18 protein-coding genes and 1 tRNA gene are annotated in these 21,653 nt (G+C 64.2%); 10 read left to right on the top strand and 9 right to left on the bottom strand.

The features are described 5' to 3' along the window. Nucleotides 1-69: 69 nt before the first annotated feature. Nucleotides 70-1,533, top strand: a complete 1,464-nt coding sequence (locus I6F16_RS31780) for a trehalose-6-phosphate synthase (protein WP_057030182.1) — start codon at nt 70-72, stop codon at nt 1,531-1,533. A 158-nt stretch (nt 1,534-1,691) separates the two neighbouring features. Here I6F16_RS31780 and I6F16_RS31775 read toward each other — a convergent pair whose 3' ends face one another. Further along, the gene (locus I6F16_RS31775; protein WP_057030181.1) at nt 1,692-2,033 is read right to left on the bottom strand and encodes a hypothetical protein; all 342 of its coding nucleotides are present in this window, start codon (nt 2,031-2,033) and stop codon (nt 1,692-1,694) included. Between the two features lie 193 nt (nt 2,034-2,226). Between I6F16_RS31775 and I6F16_RS31770 the strand changes: the two genes are divergently transcribed. Continuing rightward, nucleotides 2,227-2,316 (top strand) — tRNA-Ser (locus tag I6F16_RS31770). A gap of 24 nt (nt 2,317-2,340) precedes the next feature. On the opposite strand, the gene I6F16_RS31765 is transcribed toward I6F16_RS31770, so the two are convergent. After that, nucleotides 2,341-3,381 carry an SMI1/KNR4 family protein gene (locus I6F16_RS31765; RefSeq protein ID WP_225113744.1) on the bottom strand — a complete coding sequence of 347 codons (1,041 nt, stop codon included), beginning with the start codon at nt 3,379-3,381 and terminating at the stop codon, nt 2,341-2,343. 263 nt (nt 3,382-3,644) lie between these two features. On the opposite strand from I6F16_RS31765, the gene atzF reads away from it, so the two are divergent. Beyond that, nucleotides 3,645-5,057, top strand: coding sequence for an allophanate hydrolase (atzF, locus tag I6F16_RS31760; protein ID WP_346730185.1), 1,413 nt, complete (start codon nt 3,645-3,647; stop codon nt 5,055-5,057). Here the strand turns inward: atzF and I6F16_RS31755 are convergent. The 6 genes from I6F16_RS31755 to I6F16_RS31730 all read right to left on the bottom strand — a co-directional run bounded on the left by I6F16_RS31755 (nt 5,054) and on the right by I6F16_RS31730 (nt 10,877). Continuing rightward, entirely contained in the window at nt 5,054-5,743 is a 690-nt protein-coding gene (locus I6F16_RS31755) for a Crp/Fnr family transcriptional regulator (protein WP_225113746.1), read from the bottom strand. The genes atzF and I6F16_RS31755 overlap by 4 nt on opposite strands. Before the next feature lie 204 nt (nt 5,744-5,947). Beyond that, nucleotides 5,948-6,814 (bottom strand): ABC transporter ATP-binding protein, encoded by an 867-nt coding sequence (locus I6F16_RS31750; protein ID WP_225113747.1) that lies wholly within the window; start codon nt 6,812-6,814, stop codon nt 5,948-5,950. Further along, nucleotides 6,811-7,473 (bottom strand): ABC transporter permease, encoded by a 663-nt coding sequence (locus tag I6F16_RS31745; RefSeq protein WP_225174283.1) that lies wholly within the window; start codon nt 7,471-7,473, stop codon nt 6,811-6,813. The genes I6F16_RS31750 and I6F16_RS31745 overlap by 4 nt, the downstream gene beginning before the upstream one ends. 107 nt (nt 7,474-7,580) lie before the next feature. Further along, entirely contained in the window at nt 7,581-8,576 is a 996-nt protein-coding gene (locus tag I6F16_RS31740; protein WP_225113748.1) for an NrtA/SsuA/CpmA family ABC transporter substrate-binding protein, read from the bottom strand. Nucleotides 8,577-8,805: 229 nt separating this feature from the next. Beyond that, complete coding sequence (locus tag I6F16_RS31735; RefSeq protein ID WP_225113749.1) at nt 8,806-9,765, bottom strand: fatty acid desaturase; 960 nt, start codon at nt 9,763-9,765, stop codon at nt 8,806-8,808. Between the two features lie 158 nt (nt 9,766-9,923). Then, a complete protein-coding gene (locus tag I6F16_RS31730; RefSeq protein ID WP_225113750.1) occupies nt 9,924-10,877 on the bottom strand; it encodes a LysR family transcriptional regulator in 954 nt (317 codons plus the stop codon). 98 nt (nt 10,878-10,975) lie between these two features. On the opposite strand from I6F16_RS31730, the gene I6F16_RS31725 reads away from it, so the two are divergent. From I6F16_RS31725 to recQ, 7 genes are all read left to right on the top strand, one after another. Beyond that, nucleotides 10,976-12,157: an MFS transporter gene (locus I6F16_RS31725; RefSeq protein WP_225113751.1), complete on the top strand. Its 1,182-nt coding sequence runs from the start codon at nt 10,976-10,978 to the stop codon at nt 12,155-12,157. A gap of 10 nt (nt 12,158-12,167) precedes the next feature. Further along, nucleotides 12,168-13,202, top strand: coding sequence for an aldo/keto reductase (locus I6F16_RS31720; protein ID WP_225113752.1), 1,035 nt, complete (start codon nt 12,168-12,170; stop codon nt 13,200-13,202). A gap of 123 nt (nt 13,203-13,325) precedes the next feature. Further along, a complete protein-coding gene (locus I6F16_RS31715) occupies nt 13,326-14,885 on the top strand; it encodes an amidase family protein (RefSeq protein WP_225113753.1) in 1,560 nt (519 codons plus the stop codon). Nucleotides 14,886-15,238: 353 nt separating this feature from the next. Then, nucleotides 15,239-16,540 carry an O-acetylhomoserine aminocarboxypropyltransferase/cysteine synthase family protein gene (locus tag I6F16_RS31710; protein ID WP_225113754.1) on the top strand — a complete coding sequence of 434 codons (1,302 nt, stop codon included), beginning with the start codon at nt 15,239-15,241 and terminating at the stop codon, nt 16,538-16,540. 12 nt (nt 16,541-16,552) lie between these two features. Beyond that, nucleotides 16,553-17,584, top strand: a complete 1,032-nt coding sequence (locus I6F16_RS31705; protein ID WP_225113755.1) for a homoserine O-succinyltransferase — start codon at nt 16,553-16,555, stop codon at nt 17,582-17,584. Nucleotides 17,585-17,647: 63 nt separating this feature from the next. After that, a complete protein-coding gene (locus I6F16_RS31700) occupies nt 17,648-18,391 on the top strand; it encodes a polysaccharide deacetylase family protein (RefSeq protein WP_345960936.1) in 744 nt (247 codons plus the stop codon). Between the two features lie 240 nt (nt 18,392-18,631). Then, entirely contained in the window at nt 18,632-20,497 is a 1,866-nt protein-coding gene (gene recQ, locus I6F16_RS31695; RefSeq protein ID WP_225113757.1) for a DNA helicase RecQ, read from the top strand. 200 nt (nt 20,498-20,697) lie between these two features. On the opposite strand, the gene I6F16_RS31690 is transcribed toward recQ, so the two are convergent. Continuing rightward, nucleotides 20,698-21,648 carry a transposase gene (locus I6F16_RS31690; RefSeq protein WP_225113758.1) on the bottom strand — a complete coding sequence of 317 codons (951 nt, stop codon included), beginning with the start codon at nt 21,646-21,648 and terminating at the stop codon, nt 20,698-20,700. Between the last annotated feature and the right edge of the window lie 5 nt (nt 21,649-21,653).

Genomic DNA, 21,653 nt, shown 5'->3' with positions numbered 1-21,653 from the left:
AACGATGATCAGGAACCATATTGATGAACGGCAGTTAAATGGGGCGGAATGAACAGGAGGGGACGACCTGTGAACTTGATCGTCGTTTCAAATCGCGTCGCCCGCGGCAAACCCAACGAGCCCATGACGGGCGGCCTTGCGGCGGCATTGCTTCCCGTTGTGGAACATTCTGGTGCGATCTGGGTCGGTTCCTCCGGCCGGGTGCGTGATGGCCACCAGAAGGAGCCGTTCGCCGAGATCGAGGCGCTCGGGACAGGCGCGATTGCGACGTTGGATCTGCCGGCGGCCCATTACGGCGGATACTACGAAGGCTTTGCCAATTCGGCGCTGTGGCCGGCGCTGCATTCGCGCAGCGACCTGATCCGCGTCTCACGCGAGGACTATGTCAGCTATCGCGAGGTCAACGCCTTCATGGCGCGCGCCTTGATGCGTTTCCGCAAAGCCCGGACTGCGTTCTGGGTTCAGGACTATCATTTCCTCGCGCTTGGTGCCGAGCTGCGCGAGCTCGGCGTCGATGATCCCATCGGCTTCTTCCTGCATACGCCGTGGCCCGTCACTGCTGTGATGCAGGGCGTACCCAACCATCGCGAGCTGATCACCGCGATGCTGGCCTATGATCTGCTCGGCTTCCAGACCGAGGAAGATCGGCAGAACTTCCTCGGCTATGTCGGCGCCGAGCTCGGCCTCACCATCGAGGACGGGGTCGTGGTCTCGCAGCATGGGCGCACGCGCTGTGAAGTTTTCCCGATCGGCATCGATGCGGAGAAGTTCGCCGCCTATGCCGCGAAGTCGGCCGCGCATCCGGATGTGTCGCGCCTGCGCCGCAGCCTCAACGGCGAGCGCCTCGCGATCGGCGTCGACCGGCTCGACTATTCCAAGGGTCTCGTCAACCGCATCAGCGCATTCGACCGGCTCTGGACCGAGCAGCCGCAATTTGCGCGCAGCATCTCGCTGCTCCAGATCGCCAATCCCTCGCGCGGCGGCATCGAGGCCTATGGCAATCTCCAGAACGAGGTCGCGCGCCTCGTCACCGACGTCAACGGCCGCCACGGCGAGGTCGACTGGACGCCGATCCGCTATTTGAACAAAGGCTTCAGCCAGGCCGTGCTCGCCGGTCTCTACCGCACCGCGCAGGTCGGCGTGGTGACGCCGCTGCACGACGGCATGAACCTCGTCGCCAAGGAATACGTCGCCGCGCAAAATCCCGCCGATCCCGGCGTGCTGGTGCTGTCGAAGTTCGCCGGCGCCGCCAACGAGCTCGACGCTGCGCTGCTGGTCAATCCGCACGACGTCGACGGCATGGCCCGCGCGATTGCGGTCGCGGCCTCGATGCCGCTCACCGAGCGCAAGATGCGCTGGGACGCGATGATGAAGAAGCTGCGCGGCCACACCATCCAGCAATGGTCCGCCGATTTCGTCGCCGAGCTCGAGAAGTGCCGCACCGAGAAGGCCGCCGTGGCGCCGCTCGCGGCCCAGCCGCCGCAGGCGCTGCGCTGGTTGAAGTCGGCGATCTCAGGCGTGCGGTTGATCTAGTTCTTCTCCCTCTCCCCATTCTTACGGGGAGAGGGTTGGGGTGAGGGGCTCTCTCCATACCTGATATCTATCGAGAGACCTGTATCCCCTCACCCGGATTGCATCTACGATGCAATCCGACCTCTCGCCGCAAGCGGGGAGAGGTGAAAAACGGCCCCTCAATAGCAATACGACACGCCGTCCAGGATCGCGCATTGCCGCTTGTTCGGCGCGTTCGGATCGTCCAGCGGCACCACGCCCTTGCCCTGACCGACAAACACGCCGGTCCCGACACGCACCGAGCTCTTGTTGCCGATGATCACGCTCTGATGCGGCGTCGAGCTGGAGCGGGTTCCGTCCGGCCAGAGGATGGTATCGCCTGAAAGCACCCCGCGCCGGCCGTCGTCGCAGCTGACGTCGACCCCCTGCCGGGTGCAGACCTGTGCCAGGGCCGGCGCGGCAAGGGCGGAGCCGAGGGTCGAAATCAGGCTCAGGGCGGCGATGGTCTTGCGGATGGTCATGGCGTCCCCGGTCGTGTGTGGCGGCTTGCCGTGAATCGTCGCGCCAGGGCCGCCCGCGGTTCAGCCCCGCGGCCGCTTCGGGTGCCCGCGGAGCCGGATATTGTGCTGCAATACAGTAAGTTGCGGAAAAATCGCCCGATATCTCCGCGATCCCTTGCAAAATCGTCGGCGCCCCTTCAAGAGAGGGCGCTCCGGAGAGATGGCCGAGTGGCTTAAGGCGCACGCTTGGAAAGCGTGTGTGCGGGAAACCGTACCGTGGGTTCGAATCCCACTCTCTCCGCCACCCGCTCAAATCAATGGCGCCGGCTTATTCGCCTTGCGCACCAGCAATCGTCGCCAAGCGTCCGAGCAGGGCCGCCTCGGCCTTGGGAGTCAGACGGTAGCCTTCCGCCATCTCGACGATGTCGCCACGGGCGACGCACGCGTCCCACCAGTCCCTCACAAAGCCCTCGGCGTACCCGCGCGTGTTGAAGCCGTAAGGTTCGGTGACAAGGTCGAAAGCGATCATCAGCTCATAACAAGGCGAGTCGTAGGAGGTGCTGGTCTCGGGACGGCCCACGAAAGCTTCGAAGGATCTGGCCGTACAGAGGCTCGAATAAAGCCAGAACATCAGTCCATACATCAGGTGCGAGCGCTCGTCGTCGTGCAGGGCAAAGAAACCTTTCTCGTCCACGATCTGCCGGGCCAAGGCTCGCAACATTCGCTCGCCGTGCGGCAGACGGTCGCCGACGGCGGCCAAGGCTCGCACCAGGATTGGCGATAACGTTCCCCGCTCGACGGTCGCGATCGCAGCGGCCCGATCCTCCTCAGCAGTGTCGTACTGGGATTCTTCGACCAAGCCTCGAATGAAGCTCTCGAAGTCCGGTGCAATGACGGCGATGCGGTAATCATCCTCCTGGTCGACGTACACGACCTGCGGCTCGCCCCGCTTTCCGCAGGTCCGGTAGTCCAGCATAATCAGTTCGTGGCCCCCGGCCGGCGTGTCGGCGATTCCAACGCCGATCGGTGGGTAGCCCCATTCCTCGATCATGAACTTGGCGCCAAACTTCCCGGCGAGCGAATATGTGGACGTGCGGCCAATGGCGAACAGCCCCTCGATAGCCACGTGGTCCTCCGCCCAGCCTGTACGCTCCTTCATTGGGTGGCAGTTGCGCTTGACCATTCCGCCATTGTGGCGCCGTGCGAGGTCGACATAGGCCGCCGGCAGCCGATACCCACCGATTTCATGCTCAATGGAGGCGATCAACTCATCGGTCGGCGGAGGCTCGACATAGTTCTCCAGGGAATACGGACAGTCGTCCCAGAAGCCTTCGAAATCGAAGTCGTCAAAGAGCCGTTTCGTCGTCATTCTCATTACCCCGTCATGTACGAGGCGTGTCTACGCGCCCAGTCGCCAGGACCGTTGATTGCCATTCTTCGGAATGAAAAACAGCTTATACGTCAATCAGGATTGACTGACACTCTCTCCGCCATTTGCACGATTTTGTACGCCAGACTGCGATTTAGGATACCTACGAACCGTGCAATTCCCGGCGTGAATGCGCCGGGGTATATGCGCGGTGCGGTCGAGGCGCTTAGTTGCTTTCATTGCTGGGCAGCGGCTTCATATTCGTGGGGTCATTGCCCTCAGGAGCTTATTCCGTGCCGCAAGCCACCCCATCAGCGCAGAGCCGATCCCTCCGTTCCCGTGCAGAGTTAGCCTCCGTCATCATAACCGCCTATGAGCGCATCGAACGGGACCGGCGCCGCAACTGCTGGATCTATGTGCGGCCCATGGAAGAAGCGCTGGCCGAGGTTGATGCCCTTGTGCAACGAGCGGAAGAGGGTGAAGTCCTGCCGCTCCTTGGCGTGCCATTCGGCGTCAAGGACAATATTGACGTCGAGGACATGCCAACGACAGCAGCCTGTCCGTCATTCGAATATAGGGCTGCGCGATCGGCCGGATGCGTCGAGAAATTGACGGCCGCGGGTGCGATCTGTCTAGGCAAAACCAACCTGGATCAGTTCGCAACCGGACTGTCCGGCGCTCGGTCCCCCTATGGCGCCTGCTCCAGTGCGGCGAACGATCTGTATGTCTCCGGCGGTTCGAGCTCCGGCTCGGCTGCTGCCGTAGCATCCGGCCATGTTGCCTTTGCTCTCGGCACAGATACCGGCGGCTCGGGCCGGATTCCCGCAGGCTTCAATGGGATCATCGGGATCAAGCCAACCGTCGGCCTCGTCTCATCCCGGGGGCTTGTGCCGAACTGTCCGACGCTCGATTGTCCCTCGATCTTCTGCAATTCCATTGGCGAGGGTCGAATTCTGCTCGGGTTGATCGAAGGATTCGACGACAGCGATCCCTTTAGCCGCCAACGGATTGCCTCGTCCTTCCCATCGCCTCGCAAATTTCGGTTCGGCCAGGTCCCCGTCGGTCATCTCAATTCATTCGGCATGCCGGAATGCGATGACCTTTACAGGCAGGCCTGCACGAAGCTTTCGGGACTGGGAGGTCAAGCCAGGAACATTGACTTCGCGCCTTTCGCCGAAGCCGGTGAAATGCTCTTTTCAGGGCCTTGGATTGCCGAACGTCATGCGGCGATCAGCAAGCTCCTGGATATCGATCATGGAGACCTGCTTGACGTCATCCGCAAGGTGCTGAGCGGAGCTGCCCGGTTTTCCGCAACAGATGCATTCGCCGCGCAACATAGGCTTTGGAAGCTGCGACGCCAGATCCAAACGCTTTTCGAGGAGATCGATGTCCTGGTGGTACCAACCGCGCCACGCCCCTTCACGATCGCGGAGATGATGGAAGATCCCATCGCGCTCAACAACCGCCTCGGCTACTATTCCTATTTTGCCAATCTCGTGGACTTGTGCGCGGTGGCAGTTCCCAACGCAACGCTCGGCAACGGCATGCCGATGGGTATCACTTTGCTGGCGCCTGCGTGGCGTGATCACGCTCTTCTCGACCTTGCCGAGCGATGGTTGCCCGATGCGAAGGCCGGACTGTTCGATCTAAGAGTATTTCCGCAGGCCGCCTCCTAGACGACTTCGAGATCGAGAGCGCGCAGATTGAGGATCACAATCAGGCCCCGGTGATAACGGATGACGCCTCTTGCCTGCATGCGGGAAAGCTGCACCGTCACCCATTGGCGGGTTGAGCCGATCAGATTGGCGAGATCACCATGCGTGAACGGGATCCCGATCACGATCTCGCGGCCCTGCTGCGAACCGTAGATCTTCGAGAGGAAGACCAACAGACGATGCAACCGCTCGGTCACCGAGCGGGTCCCCAGCATTTGCGCCATGGCCGAGTAGCACCGTGCCTTGAAGGCGAGCGCATCCAGCAGCGCGACTGCGATACTTGCCGATTGAAGCGCCAGCGCGCGCAGGGCTGGGCCGGGCAAGAACGTCACGCGGCTCCGTTCCACTGCAACCGAAGACCATACGTGGGCGCCAGTACCGAACAGATCCGGGCCGCCGACGAAATTGCCGGCGAACCAGTAGGCCAGCGTCACCTCGCGTCCGGAAGGCGCCGCGTAGTAGCTGCGAATACGGCCCTCATCGATCAGATAAATGCCGTTCTGCAGATCGCCCTGACGCCAGACATGCTTGCCTGCCTGCAGGACCTCCTCGCGGCCGATGGCGAGGACACGACGCCGGTCAGCCTCACACAACGGATCCAACAAGCTCGGCAGCGACCCGACCAGAGCATCCGATCCCGCCAGCATGATGCCGGTCGCATTCCTGAGACTTGCCGCTGACATTTGCTCGCTCCCCTGTCGCCGCAGGGGAAACCCATTCAAGAGCCATGCCAGAACTGGCGTAAGAGCATGATCCGGAAAAGTGTGAAGCGGTTTTCCGAAAAGATCATGCTCAAACAAAGACCTAAAGCGCGATGACGATTCATCTTAATCCCATCGCGCTTTAGGCGCCTACGTCTTGATTTCCATCTGCTCGAAGGCCCTGCGGCCTTCCGAGCGGATCAAGTCAAGGCAATCCCGCTTGAGGGCGAGATAGGCGGCCTCCGCGACGATGGCGCTGGAGCGCGGCCGCGGCAGGCTCACCTGAAGATCCCTGAGGATGCGGCCAGGTCCGGCGCTCATGATCAGCACACGGTCAGAGAGAAGGATCGCTTCATCGATGTCGTGCGTGACGAAGACGATTGTTGCGTTGATCCGCTCGCGGAGCTCGAGCAGGTTGTCCTGCATGACCGCACGGGTCTGCGCATCCAGCGCTCCGAACGGCTCGTCCATCAACAGGACGCTCGGCTGATTGGCGAGGGCACGGGCAATCGCAACCCGCTGCTGCATGCCTCCCGATAGCGTGTGCGGATATGCCGACGCAAATCTGGTCAGGCCGATCATCTCGATGAGGCCGTCGGCAATCCGCAGCGCCTCCGCTTTCGGCTTGCCGAGGGCGCGGGGCCCGTGCGCGATATTCCGGCGCACCGATTTCCACGGAAACAGATGTGGCTGCTGGAAGACCATTCCGATCTCGGGCCGTGGCTTGCGCATTGCCTCGCCGGCGATGAGCACCTGGCCTCCGAACGGCCGCTCGAGGCCGGCCATTGCATTCAGCAGCGTGGACTTGCCGCAGCCGGATGGACCGACGATCGAGACGAATTCCCCCTGGGCTACTGCCAGCGATACGCGGTCGACCGCGATGACCTGCCCGCTCGGTGCGTCGAAGACGATGCTCAAATCCTCGACCCGGATGATCGCCTGACGCGCCGCGGCGGACGGCGAGTGCGTATCCACGAGCCTGAGCGGCTGGTCTGGACGAAGCAGGCTCGGGGTCATCGCCACCACACGGCACGTTCGGCAAGAATCGCGAAGGAACGGTCGGCGACGAAGGAAAGCAGCCCGAGAGCTGCCAACCCGCCCATGACCTGGCCCGTTTGCATGTTCTGTTGCGCAATTTCGATACGGTAGACGATACCGGCGAACGCTCCCGCCAGCTCGGCGGCGACCAGCGTGTAGAAGGAGATACTCACCGCGGTTCGAAGACCGACCGTGATATAGGGTAGCGCGCCAAGAAGGACGATCTCCCACAGCATCTGCGGTTGCGGCGTGCCGAGCATCTGGGCGGCACGGATAAGTCCGCGGTCGACTTTCTGCACCCCGATGTGGGTCGCCAGCCATACCGTGAAGAACACGCCCCAAACGACCAGGAAAAGCTTGCCTGTTTCCGAGAGGCCAAACCAAAGGATGACGATCGGCACGAAGGCTATGGGAGGAATTGGGCGAAGGATGTGAAACAAGGGCGAAAGCAGGCTGGACACCAGCCGAAACCGGCCGGTCAGGATGCCGAGCACGATTCCGCCCGCGGCCCCGATGGCAAATCCCGCGGCCACGCGCGCGAGGCTCGCCATCAGGTCGGCGAAGAATTGTCCGCTGCGAATCCATTCGAGAACGGCGACGGCGACGGTCGATGGCGGCGGAAACAGCACGGTGTTCACGATGCCGGAGCGCGCAACCAATTCCCACATGCCTGTGAAGGCGGGCACGGAGAGGATTGCGACCAGTACGCTCAGCCGTTCGGTCGCGTTGCTGCGTCTGCCGACGCTCACGGGCGTGCGCCAAGCGTGACGCGAGCCGGATCGAGCGCCTTCAGCGGCGCCGTCACCAGGACTTTCGTGAAATCGGGCATGCTCGCTCCAGGGGGATGATTGCCGGTCTCGAGCCGCCAGGCGGCATGGGTCTTCAGAGTCGTGAGAATCCTGTCGTCGAGGCGCACATGGTAGACGTAGTCCGACCAGATCGACGCCAATTCATCGCGTTTCATCCCCGTCGCCGCTGCGATGACGTCGATTGCTTCACCCGGATTCGCCTTGAGCCAGCCCTCGGCTTCGATGAGGGACGCCAGGAACTTGCTGACGATCGCCGGGTTGGCGGCGAGGTAGGACTGCGTCACGACGATATTGAAGGTCTCCGAGTAGAGACCTTTGGTATCAAGCGGGATCGCGCCTTCGCCGAGAGCCTTCTTCGCATTCGCGACGTGCGGCTCCCAGGTGTCGAATGCGTCGATGCTGCCGGCCGCCATGGCAGGAAGCATCTCCTGCGGTCGCAGGTTGACGAGCGTCACGTCCTTCGACGTCAGGCCCGCCGCTTTCAACAGAACCGAGGTGTAGACCTCGCTGCCGGTTCCGGCCGTAAACGCAATTCGCTTTCCACGCAGATCGGCCTTCGTCTTGATCCCGGCGGAAGTTGCAGTCATGGTCTTCAGATCCGAATATTCCATTCCCGCCACGAAGGCGATCGGCTGTTGCGCCATCGCGGCCGCCGTGACCGGCGCCTCGGCTGTTGTCGCGAAATCCGCGCCTCCCCCAAGCACCGTATCGAGGCACTGCTTCCCGCTGGTGAAATTGGAAACCGAGATGTCGAGCCCGTGCTTGGCGAAAATGCCCTTCGCATGGGCAACGATCGCCAGTCCCGAGATCGGCCCGAGATTCTGGGCGAGCCGCGCCTTCAGCAATTCCTGGGCTGTCGCGCGCTCGGACGGCGCAAACAGGAAGGACGCAGATAACACGAACACGGCGAACCGAAGAGTTGTTGATCGCATGCCAAACCCCTGTGATGCCGGCGACCGGAGGTGATCGACCTTAACGACAGGATCGTCTGAAGATCGAAGACCATGAAGCAATTAATCGACAAGGTCCTGCTGTCCAGTTTTTGCGCAAGCAAACAGCTTCTAGCTGTGATCGGGGCAATAAATTCATCAAGCTGCTCACACCTTGGGCGCAGCATGGCCTGCGGCAACGGCACTCTGCTGGCCAAGTCCTGATCTCGACTTAATCAGAACCGATCGGGCTTTCGATGCCGTTGCGTGCGCGGCGAAACCAGGCCCACGTCTGCCGCGTCACTGCGATGTAGCCCGGGCCCCGGTAGACGATCCGATCGGCGACGATCCGGTTCAGTTTCGGCAGCGCATGGAAAGGAATCGAAGGATAGGCATGGTGTTCGACATGATAGGGCATATTCCATGCGAACCAGCGGACGAACCTGGCGGTATAGGTGGTGCGGGTGTTCTGGAAGGCGCTGCGCGTGCGATCGCAGCCGGTGTGTTCGGCAAGCAGATACGGACGCAGAAACAATTGACCGACGATCACGGGGACGACCCAGACCCACAACAGGATCAAGGTGTGCAACGCGATCGATGCCAGCAACAGCGCGACGTAGCCTGCCAGATGGAGACGCGCTTCTGTCACGACAATGTGGCGTTTGCTTTCGGGAATCCAGGGTGACGTGGCGTTGCCGGTCAGCGCATGGCGAAGCATCAGCCCCACCCGGAAGGCAACCTGCCGCAAGCCGCTGTAGACGATCACCAACTGCGCGTCCGAGGCCGGGATCGGAACCGACAGCAGTTCCGGATCCCTCTTTGGATCCTGCGTATACCGATGATGATCCCAGTGGAATAAGCAGTAATATTCGTAAGGCAAGCCGACCGCGAACGAGGAGAGATGACCGAAGGCGAGATTAAGCGCCCGGCTGCGAAACGCCGTCTTGTGGGCGGTCTCGTGGACCACCATGAACAGGAATGCGACAAAGTAGCCTTGGACGACCACCAGCGGCAACGCCCAGATGATTCCGGATCGCGATGAGACCAGCCAGATCAGCGCGCCGACAACGACGATGACGCCGTAGTGGCTGGCCGCGCGGATCAGGCCCTGCCAATCGGACCGCACCGACAACTCGCGCAGCATGGCCGGAGTCAGCGGCTTCTCCCCGGTGGCGGTGATGGCATTGCTCATGATCGTCGTCGCCTCTTTTTCGGAATCGCACACCTGACCGTGCTCATGCGGACGCTGGAATTGGTCAAGAACAGGCCGACCCTAGGAAGCGCGGCCGCAATGCAGAAGCAATTTATTTCGCCGCCGTTGGCTCGCCGGGCATCCCGAGACTGACACTTTCACCCCGTCAATTTCCACTTCCCGTCCCCCGCCCGCTTCAGCGCGGGGTCACTCACCTGCACATATTCGGCGAGAAAATCGATGAACGCGCGCACGCGTGCCGGGAGTGGGGCGGTGTGGCCGACATAGACGGCGTGGATGTCTTCGCGGTCGCCGGGGTTGTAGCTTTGCAGCACCGGGACGAGGCGGCCGGATTCGATGTCGGGGCCGATATGGAAGAGCGCGAGGCGCGCGAGACCGACGCCGCCGAGGCAGAGACGGCGGGCGGCTTCGCCGTCGCTGGCGCGCGCGACGGGCGGGGGCAGGGCCTCCTCGGCGTGGTCGCCACGCTTGAATGGCCAGCCGCGGATGCTGCGCGGAAAGGTCCAGCCGATGCCACGGTGGTCGGCGAGATCGGCCGGAATCTTCGGCGTGCCGCAGCGGGCGAGATAATCCGGCGCGCCGACCACGACCATGCGGCTTGTGCCGAGCTTTCGCGCGACCAGTCGTGAGGCGCGCAGCGGGCCGACGCGAATGGCGACGTCGGCGCGCTCCTGCATCAGGTCGATCACCGTGTCGGTCAGCACGAGGTCGAGCGTGACGTCGGGATGCCGCTCGAGGAAGCGCGGGATCAGTGGCATCACATGCAGCATGCCGAAGGGGATATTGCTGTTGACCGTGAGGCGGCCGCGCGGCGCCGCACCTGAGGCTGCCTCGCGCTCGGCTTCCTCCATCTCGCTGAGGATACGCACGGCGCGGTCGTAAAAGGCCTGCCCTTCCTCCGTCAGCGTGAGCTTGCGCGTGGTGCGGTTGACAAGGCGTGAGCCGAGCCGCGCCTCCAGCCGCGAGATCAGCTTGCTCACGCCTGACGGCGTCAGGCGTAGCTTTCGCGCGGCCTGGGTGAAGCCGCCGAGGTCGACGACGCGGACGAAGACCTCCATCTCCGCCGAGCGGTTGGTGTCGAAACGGGCCATGTTGAATTCACGTCACAAATGATTGGATTGCGGACATTCTAATGGTTTGGCGGCGACGCCGCTATCTGCGTGGCTCGTCTCATCCCTTGGAGCAACGCATGCCTCCTGCCGTCCTCGCGCTCACCGCCGGTGCCTTCGGCATCGGCACCACCGAATTCATCATCATGGGCCTGCTGCTGCAGGTCGCCGCCGACATGCACGTCTCGGTGCCGGTCGCGGGCCTGCTCATCTCCGGCTACGCGCTCGGCGTGTTCGTGGGGGCACCAGTCCTCACCCTGGCGACGCGCAAAATGCCGCGGAAAACCGTGCTGCTGGCGCTGATGGCGATCTTCACGCTCGGCAATGCGGCCTGCGCGCTGGCGCCCACTTACGAATTGCTGATGGCCGCGCGCGTGCTGACCTCGCTCGCGCATGGCACGTTCTTCGGCGTCGGCTCGGTGGTGGCCACCAGCCTCGTCGCCGAGGACAAGCGTGCGTCTGCGATCGCCACCATGTTCATCGGCCTGACGGTCGCGACGCTCCTGGGCGTGCCCTTCGGTGCCTGGCTCGGCCTGATGCTTGGCTGGCGCGCGGCGTTCGGGGCGGTGACTGTCATCGGTGTGATCGCGTTCGCGGTCGTCGCCGCGCTCGTGCCTGGCCATGTCGGCAATGGCGACAAGCCGATCTCGCTTGCCGAGGAAGTGGCCGTGCTCGGCCGTCCGCAGGTGCTGCTCGGTCTTGCCATGACCGTGTTCGGCTTCGCCGGGCTCTTCGTCGTCTTCACCTATATCCAGCCGATCTTGACGCGCTTCACCGGCTTCTCGGAGGCTGCCGTCTCGCCGATCCTGCTGGTGTTCGGCGTCGGCCTTGGGATCGGCAATATCGCCGGCGGCAAGCTTGCGGACCGCGGCCTCGCACGGGCCCTGACCGGCACGCTTGCCGCGCTTGCGATCGTGCTGCTCGGCCTGGCGGCCATGCTGTCGATCAAGATCTTGTCCGTCGCGCTGATCCTGCTCCTCGGCACCGCCGCCTTCGCGACCGTCGCGCCGCTTCAGCTTCGCGTGCTGGAGGCTGCAGGTCCCAGCGGCCGGACGCTCGCCTCCAGCCTCAACATCGCCGCGTTCAATCTCGGCAACGCACTCGGCGCCTGGGTAGGCGGCGTCACCATCGACCGCGGGCTCGGCCTTTCGGCGCTGCCGCTGGTCGCGGCCGGGATCACGGCCATCGGTCTCGTTCTGGCGCTGTGGAGTCTCCGGCTCGATCGCGCGCCGGCCACCGTCGCGGCCTGCCCGGCGGAATAGGAGAGCGATCATGGAATACCGCAATCTCGGTGCTTCCGGGCTCAAGGTCCCTGTCCTCAGCTTCGGCACCGGCACGTTCGGCGGACAAGGTCCGCTGTTCTCCGCCTGGGGCCGCAGCGGCACTGATGAGGCCCGCAGGCTCGTCGATATCTGCCTCGATGCCGGCGTCAATCTGTTCGACAGCGCCGATGTCTATTCGAACGGCGCCTCCGAGGAGATCCTCGGTGCCGCCATCAGGGGGCGCCGCGACAAGGTGTTGATCTCGACCAAGATGAGCCTGCCGATGGGCGACGGTCCGCTCGATGCCGGCTCATCGCGGCCGCGGCTGCTGGCCTCAATCGATGCGGCGCTACGACGGCTCGGCACCGACCATATCGATCTGCTTCAGCTCCACGCCTTCGACGCGTTCACCCCGATCGAGGAGGTGCTGTCCACGCTCGATATGCTCGTGCGCGCCGGTAAGCTGCGCTATGTCGGCGTCTCGAATTTCGCCGGTTGGCAGCTGATGAAGTCGTTCGCGATCGCGGACCGGCATGGCTGGCCGCGCTATGTCGCGCACCAGGTCTATTACTCGCTGCTCGGGCGCGACTATGAATGGGAGCTGATGCCGCTCGCGCGCGATCAGGGTATCGGCGCACTGGTCTGGAGCCCGCTGGGCTGGGGCCGGCTCACCGGAAAGATCCGGCGCGGCCAGCCGCTGCCGCAAGGAAGCCGCCTGCATGCCACCGCACAATTCGGACCGCCCGTGGACGATGCGCGCCTCTACGCCGTCGTTGACGTGCTGGATGCGATTGCTGCGGAGACCGGTCGTACCGTGCCGCAGGTCGCGATCGCCTGGCTGCTGTCGCGTCCCACGGTCTCCTCCGTGATCATCGGGGCGCGCGACGAAGCGCAGCTGCGCGACAATCTCGGCGCCGTCGGTTGGTCGCTGAGCGCGGACCAGATCAAGCGGCTCGATGCGGTCAGCGCGGTGATGCCGCCTTATCCTTACTATCCCTATCGCGTCCAGGAGGGCTTTGCGCGGCTCAATCCACCGTTGGTGTAGGAGCTTGCTCATGGAAGGCTGCGATTGCGACAGAGCGTCGCGACAATGCGCCATGCAGAATCGCGCCTGTACAGGGTCCCATGTCGTCCCTAACCTCCGCCGCGCAAATTTAGGAGATGCGGCGTGGCGAAGAAGACGGCGACCAAGAAGAAAAGTGTGTTGAAGACGACGGCGAAGGCTTCGAAGAAGGGCTCCGGCCGCAAGAGCGCCGTCGCCAAGCCGGCCGGAAAGGCCGCTGCCGGCAAATCGGCGAAGCCGCGGCGCCCGAAGGGCCCGGCCTGGCAATGGTCGGCGGTTGAGACCGCGGCTGCGATCCGCTCCGGCGCCATCTCCGCGGTGGAGGCGGTGGAAGCGCATCTCGAACGAATGCGCACCGTCAATCCGAAGCTGAATGCGGTCGTCGTCGATCTCTCGGAGGAAGCACTCAAAGCGGCGCACGCGGCCGACAAGCAGCGCGCCAAAGGCGGCGAGCTCGGTCTCCTGCACGGCGTGCCGATTACGATCAAGGAAAATGTCGACTACGAGGGCCGGCCGAATTTCAACGGCGTGCCCGCCAACAAGGACCTCATTGCACCCTCCGACTCGCCCGTGGTGCGCAACCTGAAGAAATCAGGCGCGATCGTCATCGGTCTCACCAACACGCCCGAATTCTCCTTTCGCGGCTTCACCGACAATCCCCTGCACGGGCTGACGCTCAACCCCTGGGATCCCGACATCACCTGCGGCGGCTCCTCCGGGGGCGCGGGCTCGGCGATCGCTGCGGGCATCGGCACTATCGCCCACGGCAACGACATCGGCGGCTCGCTGCGCTGGCCGGCGCATTGCAACGGCGTTGCCACCATCAAGCCGACGCAGGGCCGCATCCCCGCCTTCAACGGAAGCGCAACGTCGGAGCGGCCTATGCTGGCGCATCTGATGTCGGCGCAGGGACCGCTCGCGCGCCATGTCGCCGACGTGCGCCTCGCTTTGGAGGTGATGAGCCAGCGCGATCCGCGCGATCCCTGGTGGGTGCCCGCGCCGCTGGTCGGCGAGCGGCCGAAGCGGCCGATCAAGGTTGCACTGGCAAAGATCCCCGAGGACATGGACGTCGATCCCTCTGTCGCCGCGGCGCTGCGCCAGGCTGCCGATCATCTCGAGCGGTCCGGCTATCGCGTCAGCGAGGTCGAGGTACCCGACATCAACGGGGTCTGGCAGACCTGGTGCGACATCATCACCAACGAGACCGTGATGATGCAGGAGGCCGCCATGCTGAAGGTCACATCCGAGGATTTTCACAAGTCCTGGGGCGGCATGAAGGCCAAGGCCAACGTGCTCGATCTCAAGGGCTGGATGCAGGCGACCGCCGCGCGCAACGGCCACATCCGCGCCTGGCAATTGTTCTTCGAGGAGTATCCGGTGGTGCTGGCGCCGACCACGGTGAAGCCGACGCCGGGCCCGCGCGAGGACACCATCAGCTCCGAGCGCGTGCGCGAGATCTTCTGGGGCGAGATCCGCTTCATCTCCGCCATCAACGTGCTGGGCCTGCCCGGCGCGGTGGTGCCGGTGGCGCTGCATGACGGCAAGCCGATCGGCGTGCAATTGATTGCCGGCCGCTATCGCGAGGATCTCGCCCTCGATGCCGCAGCCGCCATCGAGAAACGCGTCGGCGTGCTCGCGCACCGGCTGTGGGAAAGAATGGCGTAGCGGCGGGTAATTTCACCCTCTCCCCTTGTGGGAGAGGGTGGCTCGCCGCAGAGCGGCGAGACGGGTGAGGGGTATCCCTCCACGAGTTCGCGTGTGGATAGACACCCCACATCCGGCGCTTCGCGCCACCTTCTCCCACAAGGGGAGAAGGAGCGCCACGGCGAGAGCGCGTTCGTTAATCCGCCTTAACCCGGATTTCAGCCAATCCGCGAGCAAGCATTAGGGTTACTTCCTCGATCTCTAAGCGAATTATTGTCCGCTTTACCACCCGCCTCTAACAGAGAAGCGGCGGACAACGCACATGCCTCATTCTAGGCCAATAAGTGCGGCCCGCTCCACGCGGAGGTGGCACGATGCGGAACGAGACGATCGCTATTCACGCCGGCTACGAGCCTGAAGCCACCACGCACGCAGTGGCCGTGCCGATCTACCAGACCGCGGCCTACGCCTTCGACAGCGCCGATCATGGCGCCGCCCTGTTCAATCTGGAGACCGAAGGCTTTCGTTACAGCCGCATCGCCAATCCGACCAGCGCAGTGCTGGAGAAACGCATCGCCCAGCTCGAAGGCGGCGTCGGCGCGCTCGCGGTCGCGACCGGGCAGGCAGCGCTGCATTTCGCCTTCGTCAACGTCGCCGATCACGGCGGCAACATCGTCTCCGTGCCGCAACTCTACGGCACCACGCATACGCTGCTCTCCCACATCCTGCCGCGCCAAGGCATTACCGGCCGTTTCGCCGAGAGCGACAAGCCCGAGGCGGTCGAGAAGCTGATCGACGAGAACACCCGTGCGGTGTTCGCCGAGACCATCGGCAATCCCGCCGGCAATGTCTGCGACATCGAGGCGCTGGCGAAGATCGCCCATGCGCATGGCGTGCCGCTGATCGTCGACAACACCGTCGCCACCCCGATCCTCTTCAAGCCGTTCGACTATGGGGCCGATATCGCGGTGCATTCGCTGACCAAGTTCTTGGGCGGTCACGGCACCACGCTCGGCGGCGCCATCGTCGATTCCGGAAACTTTCCCTGGGCCGAGTACGCCGATCGCTTCCCGGCCTACAACAAGCCCGACGCCTCCTATCACGGCCTGGTCTATGCCGAGCGCTTCGGCAAGACCGCCTATATCGAGCGCGCGCGCAGCGTCTATCAGCGCACCATGGGCTCGGTGTTGTCGCCGTTCAACGCCTTCCTGCTGCTTCAGGGCATCGAGACCGTGGCGCTGCGCATGGAGCGCCATGTCGAGAACGCCCGCAAGGTCGCCGAATTCCTGCGCGGCGATCCGCGCGTGGCCTGGGTCAACTACACCGGCTTCCCGGACAGCCCCTATTATCCGCTGGTGCAGAAGTACCTGAACGGCAACGCCTCCTCGCTATTCACCTTCGGCATCAAGGGCGGCATGGAGGCCGGCAAGGCGTTTTACGATGCGCTGAAGCTGATCACGCGCCTCGTCAATATCGGCGATGCCAAGTCGCTCGCCTGCCATCCGGCATCGACCACCCATCGCCAGATGTCGGCGGAGCAGCAGCGCGCCGCCGGCGTGCTGCCGGAGACGATCCGTCTGTCGATCGGCATCGAGCATGTCTCTGATATCATCGAGGACATCGACCAGGCGCTGGAAAAGGCCTGCCCGTCGGCGCGCCGCGAGGCTGCGGAGTAGGCGCCGCCGGCCATGACGATCTTGATCGACAAGGATCAGGTCATCGCGGGCCCGACGCTGGTGCCGGCCGCGCACGATCTCGCGCGCGATGCCGGCGCCGAACTCACCATCGGCCTCGTCAACAACATGCCGGATGCCGCGTTGAAGGCGACCGAGCGGCAGTTCATGAAGCTGCTTCTGGCCGCGGCGGGCTCGCGCCGTATCCGCTTCCACTGCTTCTCGCTTCCCGGCGTGAAGCGGTCGCCGGAAGCCAAGTGGCACGTTGAGAGCGAGTATTCCAACCTTTCCGATCTCGAGCACGGCAAATTCGATGGGTTGATCGTGACGGGCGCAGAGCCGATCGCGCCCGAGCTCGACGGGGAGCCGTACTGGCGCGACCTCACGAACCTGATCGACTGGGCCAAGATCAACACGCGTTCGACGATCTGGTCGTGCCTTGCCGCGCATGCCGCGGTGCTGCACCTCGACAATATTGAACGGCGGCGGCTGCCGGCCAAATGTCACGGCATTTTCGATTGCGGCGTCGTGACGGACGATTTGCTGACCCGCTCTGCGCCCGCACCGCTCAAGGTCTCGCATTCACGTTTGAACGAGATCGCCGAGAGCGACCTCGTGCACGCCGGTTATCAGGTGCTGACACGCTCACAGGAGGCTGGCGTCGACGTCTTCGTTCGCCAATATGCCAGCCGCTTCGTGTTCTTCCAGGGTCACCCCGAATATGACGCGCTGTCGCTGCAGCGCGAATATCTGCGTGACATCGGCCGCTATCTCGCGCGGGAGCGGGAGACCTATCCGCGCCTGCCGGTGAGTTATTTTGACGCAGCGACTGAAGAGAAGCTGGCTCGGTTCGAGAAGAAGGCGGCGCACCAGCGCCATCCGGCGCTCAGCAACGAGCTGCCCGCGCTGAACCTGCGCGCCGATATCGGCGCTGGCGACGCTGCGGCGGTGCTCTTCCGCAATTGGCTGCGCTATCTCGGTGCGGACGCCGACGCGTGCGCTAGCCAAAGCGGTCTTGGTTCGGCGTTAGGATTACCCGGGCGTTAGGCTTGCCTCGACCTGCGCACGAATGTTTCAGTAGAGCAAGAAGGCATCACGGGAAACGCAGTCGTGTGGTCGGCACTCCAGGGACGCGTGAGCAATCGGTTGGCCCGGCATTTCCGCGCCGCGCCGCACCGGCTGCCTGCGCGTGCGCCGATGGTGAGCTTCACGTTCGACGACGCCCCCGATAGCGCCGCAGGCGAGGGCGCCGAGCTTCTGCAGCGGCATGGCGGCCGCGGCACCTATTACCTTGCCGGCAGCCTGATCGGCCAGCCGTCGGAGCATTGGCATGGCCTGTCGGACGATGCGATCGTCCGGCTTCACCGCGCCGGGCACGAGATCGCCTGCCACACCTTCTCGCATCAGAGCTCGGCGACGCTCGACGCACCCGCCATGGCGCGCGAGATCGAACGAAACCGCAGCCATCTCCGCGGCATCGATGCTTCGATCACGCTGGAGAATTTCGCCTATCCCTATGGCATCGCCTCGGTGTGGCGCAAGCCGCAGCTGACAAAAGCCTTCCGTTCCGCGCGCGGCATTCTTCCCGGCGTCAACAGCGGCGTCATCGACCTCCAATTCCTGCGCGCCTCGCCCTTGGTCGATTGCGAGATCGACGAGGCCGGGGTCGATCGCTATTTCGATGAGGCGGTCGCGAGCGGCGGCTGGCTGATCTTCTACGGCCACGACGTCAGCGACAGGCCGAGCCCCTATGGCTGCACGCCGCATCTGATGCGTCATGCGCTTGAAGCCGCCGCCAAGCGCAACATGCCGATCGTGACGGTTGCGGAAGCGCTGCGACGGATCGGGGCGTAGCCTCTTCTTCCCTTCTCCCCTTGTGGGAGAAGGTGGCGCGAAGCGCCGGATGAGGGGTATGTCTCCACAAGCTCATATCTGCGTTCGCGGATAGAACCCCTCACCCACCTCGCTTCGCGAGGACCCTCTCCCACAAGGGGAGAGGGAAGAGTCGTGCCTCGCCTCCAAACAGTCTTGCCACAGCCACACCAGCATGCGACTGGCCTTGTGACGAATCCCACGGCCTGATCTGCTTCGCCCATGTCCGCTCCCTCCAACGCCCCACTGCCTGCGCCGGCCAACGGCCGCGACGCGCTGTCGGTGCTGCATTCGGTGTTCGGCCTGCCGGGCTTTCGCGGCGCCCAGGGCGAGATCGTCCGGCACGTCACAAACGGCGGCAATTGCCTGGTCTTGATGCCGACCGGCGGTGGCAAGTCGCTGTGCTATCAGCTTCCGTCCTTGCTGCGCGAAGGCTGCGGCATCGTGGTCTCGCCGTTGATCGCCTTGATGCGCGACCAGGTCGCCGGCCTGATCGAGGCCGGTGTCAATGCCGCCGCGCTGAACTCGTCGCTGACGCCGCAGGAGGCCTCCGACATCGAACGCCGCCTGCTCGCCGGCGATCTCGATCTGCTCTATGTCGCGCCGGAACGGCTGGTCACGCCGCGCTGCCTATCGCTGCTGGCGCAGGCGAAAGTGGCGCTGTTCGCGATCGACGAGGCGCATTGCGTCTCGCAATGGGGCCACGATTTCCGGCCCGAATATGTCGGCCTTTCCGTCATCGCCGAGCGCTTTCCCGACGTGCCGCGCATCGCGCTGACTGCGACCGCCGACGAGCTGACGCGCAAGGAGATCGTCGAGCGGCTGCAGCTGACGGGCGCGCCGCAGTTCGTCTCCAGCTTCGACCGGCCCAACATCCGCTATGAGATCGTCGAAAAGCGCAATGCGGTGTCGCAGCTGAAAGAATTCATCCGCGAGCGCCACATGGGCGATGCCGGCGTGGTCTATTGCCTGTCGCGCAACCGCGTCGAGGAGGTCGCCGCCGCGCTTGCCGAGGCCGGTATTGCGGCGCTGCCCTACCACGCCGGGCTCGACGGAGCGTTGCGCTCGCGCAACCAGGACCGTTTCCTCAACGAGGATGGCATCGTCATCGTCGCGACCATCGCCTTCGGCATGGGCATCGACAAGCCCGACGTGCGCTTCGTCGCCCATCTCGACCTGCCCAAGAGCATCGAGGCCTATTACCAGGAGACCGGACGCGCCGGCCGTGACGGCAAGCCGTCGGCGGCGTGGATGACCTACGGCCTCTCCGACATCGTGCAGCAGCGCCGCATGATCGACGAATCGGCCGGATCGGAGGATTTCAAGCGGGTTTCGATCGGCAAGCTCGACGCGCTGGTCGGCCTCGCCGAGACGCCGCATTGCCGGCGCCGGCGCCTGCTCGCCTATTTCGGCGAGATCGTGATGGGCGAGAGCTGCGGCAATTGCGACAATTGCCTGACGCCGCCGAAGATGCGCGACGGCAAGGTGCTGGCGCAGAAGCTGCTGTCCTGCGTCTATCGCACCGGGCAGCGTTTCGGCGCCATGCATTTGATCGACGTGCTGGTCGGACGCCTGACCGAGAAGGTCACGCAGTTCGGTCACGACAAGCTGTCGGTGTTCGGCATCGGCCGCGAGCTCAACGAGAAGCAGTGGCGCACGGTGCTGCGGCAATTGGTGGCGATGGGCCATTTGCACAGCGACAGCGAAGCCTACGGCGCGCTCAAGCTGACGGAGTCTTCGCGCGGGGTGCTGCGCGGCGAGACCGAGGTCTGGCTCCGCGAGGAGGCGACCGGCACACGTGTTCGCTCCAGCCGCGCCACGTCACGCCGCGGCGACCTCGCGCCGGCAGCGAGCGCGCCGCAAGGCGACGTCGATCCCGAACTGCGCGCGCGCCTGCGCGCCTGGCGGTCAGAAGTCGCGCGCGAACGCGGCGTGCCGGCCTATGTGGTGCTGCACGATGCAACGATCGACGGCATCGTCCGGGCCTGGCCGACCACGCTGGACGAGCTGCGCAACGTGCCGGGGATCGGCGACAAGAAGCTCGAGCACTACGGCGACGAGCTGCTGCAGATCGTGAGGACGAGGTAGGCGAGCCAAAAACTCCCCTGTCATCCCGGACAAGCGAAGCGCAGATCTACCGTGGTGGCTGTCAAGGTGGCCGACCGGCGATCAGTGTGCGGCATCGTGCTCGGCAGTCAAGGCGGCTTCGCCCCGCCTTGCGGCGGTGGCCTGCGGCCAGCCTTGACGGCCTGCGCTCGCTGCCGCAAGGAGCTGCCATGATCGACGCCTCACTGAACCGCAGCTCCGGTTGAAGCCTGGGCCATTGCGTCCCGCATTTGGGCATTCAGCCGCACCAGCATCTTGCGCATTACCGCCACCATAATCACCTTGCCGGGCTTGCCCCGTGCCCGCAGCCGACCGCAAAACTCCTTAATCTGAGGGTCGAACCGCATCACCGTACGCGCCGGGTTGAACAGGATCACCTTGATGGACGTACGCCCGGGCGCCAGCCCGCGGCGCTTGCGAATGCTCCCGCTCTCATGGACGCGCGGAGCCAACCCGCCGAGCGCGGTAACTGCCTTGCGGTCGAGCCTGCCGAGTTCGGGCAACTCCGCCAGGATGCCGCGGGCGGTCTGTTCGGCAACACCAATTTGGCCACACAGAATCTCCTCTTTGAAGACCAAATCCGTGTGCTCTTTCTCGTGTCGGGCAAGCTCGGCCGCGATTGCGGCGAGTGCCGCGTCAAGAGCGGCAATCATACGCTCAATAGAACTGCGGACTGCTTCCAGCGCCGCGGTGGCTAGGCGGCAACTCTCCGCGTGCCGCATGGCCTTGAGCTGCCGCTGTCGCGCCATCAAGCAATCCAGCGTCACGTCCTCCCTGTGCCCAGGCCGCAGCTTGCCGGCATCGAGCCGGTCGCGGCCATAGCCACGCAGCAGCTGCGCGTCGATCCGATCCGTTTTTGCCTTGATCCCTTGTGCCTGGCGGAAGGCCCTCACGCCTTGCGAGTGAACGACGGACCACGTGATGGCCCTCTCCGCCAGCGCCGCCTCCAGGTTCCGTTCCCAACCGCCGGTGCGCTCGAACACCACGACATCCCGCGCCGGGTCAAAATGTTCGATCAGAGCCGCGATGCCGGCCGCATCGTTGTCGTACCGTCGCACGCGGTGACAACCTTCAACCGCCGCATCGAGCCAGGATTTGCCAACGTCGACACCAATTACCCGCTTGCCGTTCATACCGA

Origin of the sequence: Bradyrhizobium sp. IC4060 (assembly GCF_020193715.1) — a bacterium.
In the GTDB taxonomy this organism is placed as follows: Bacteria; Pseudomonadota; Alphaproteobacteria; order Rhizobiales; family Xanthobacteraceae; genus Bradyrhizobium; species Bradyrhizobium yuanmingense.
This window is presented reverse-complemented; position numbering and strand designations above follow the sequence as displayed.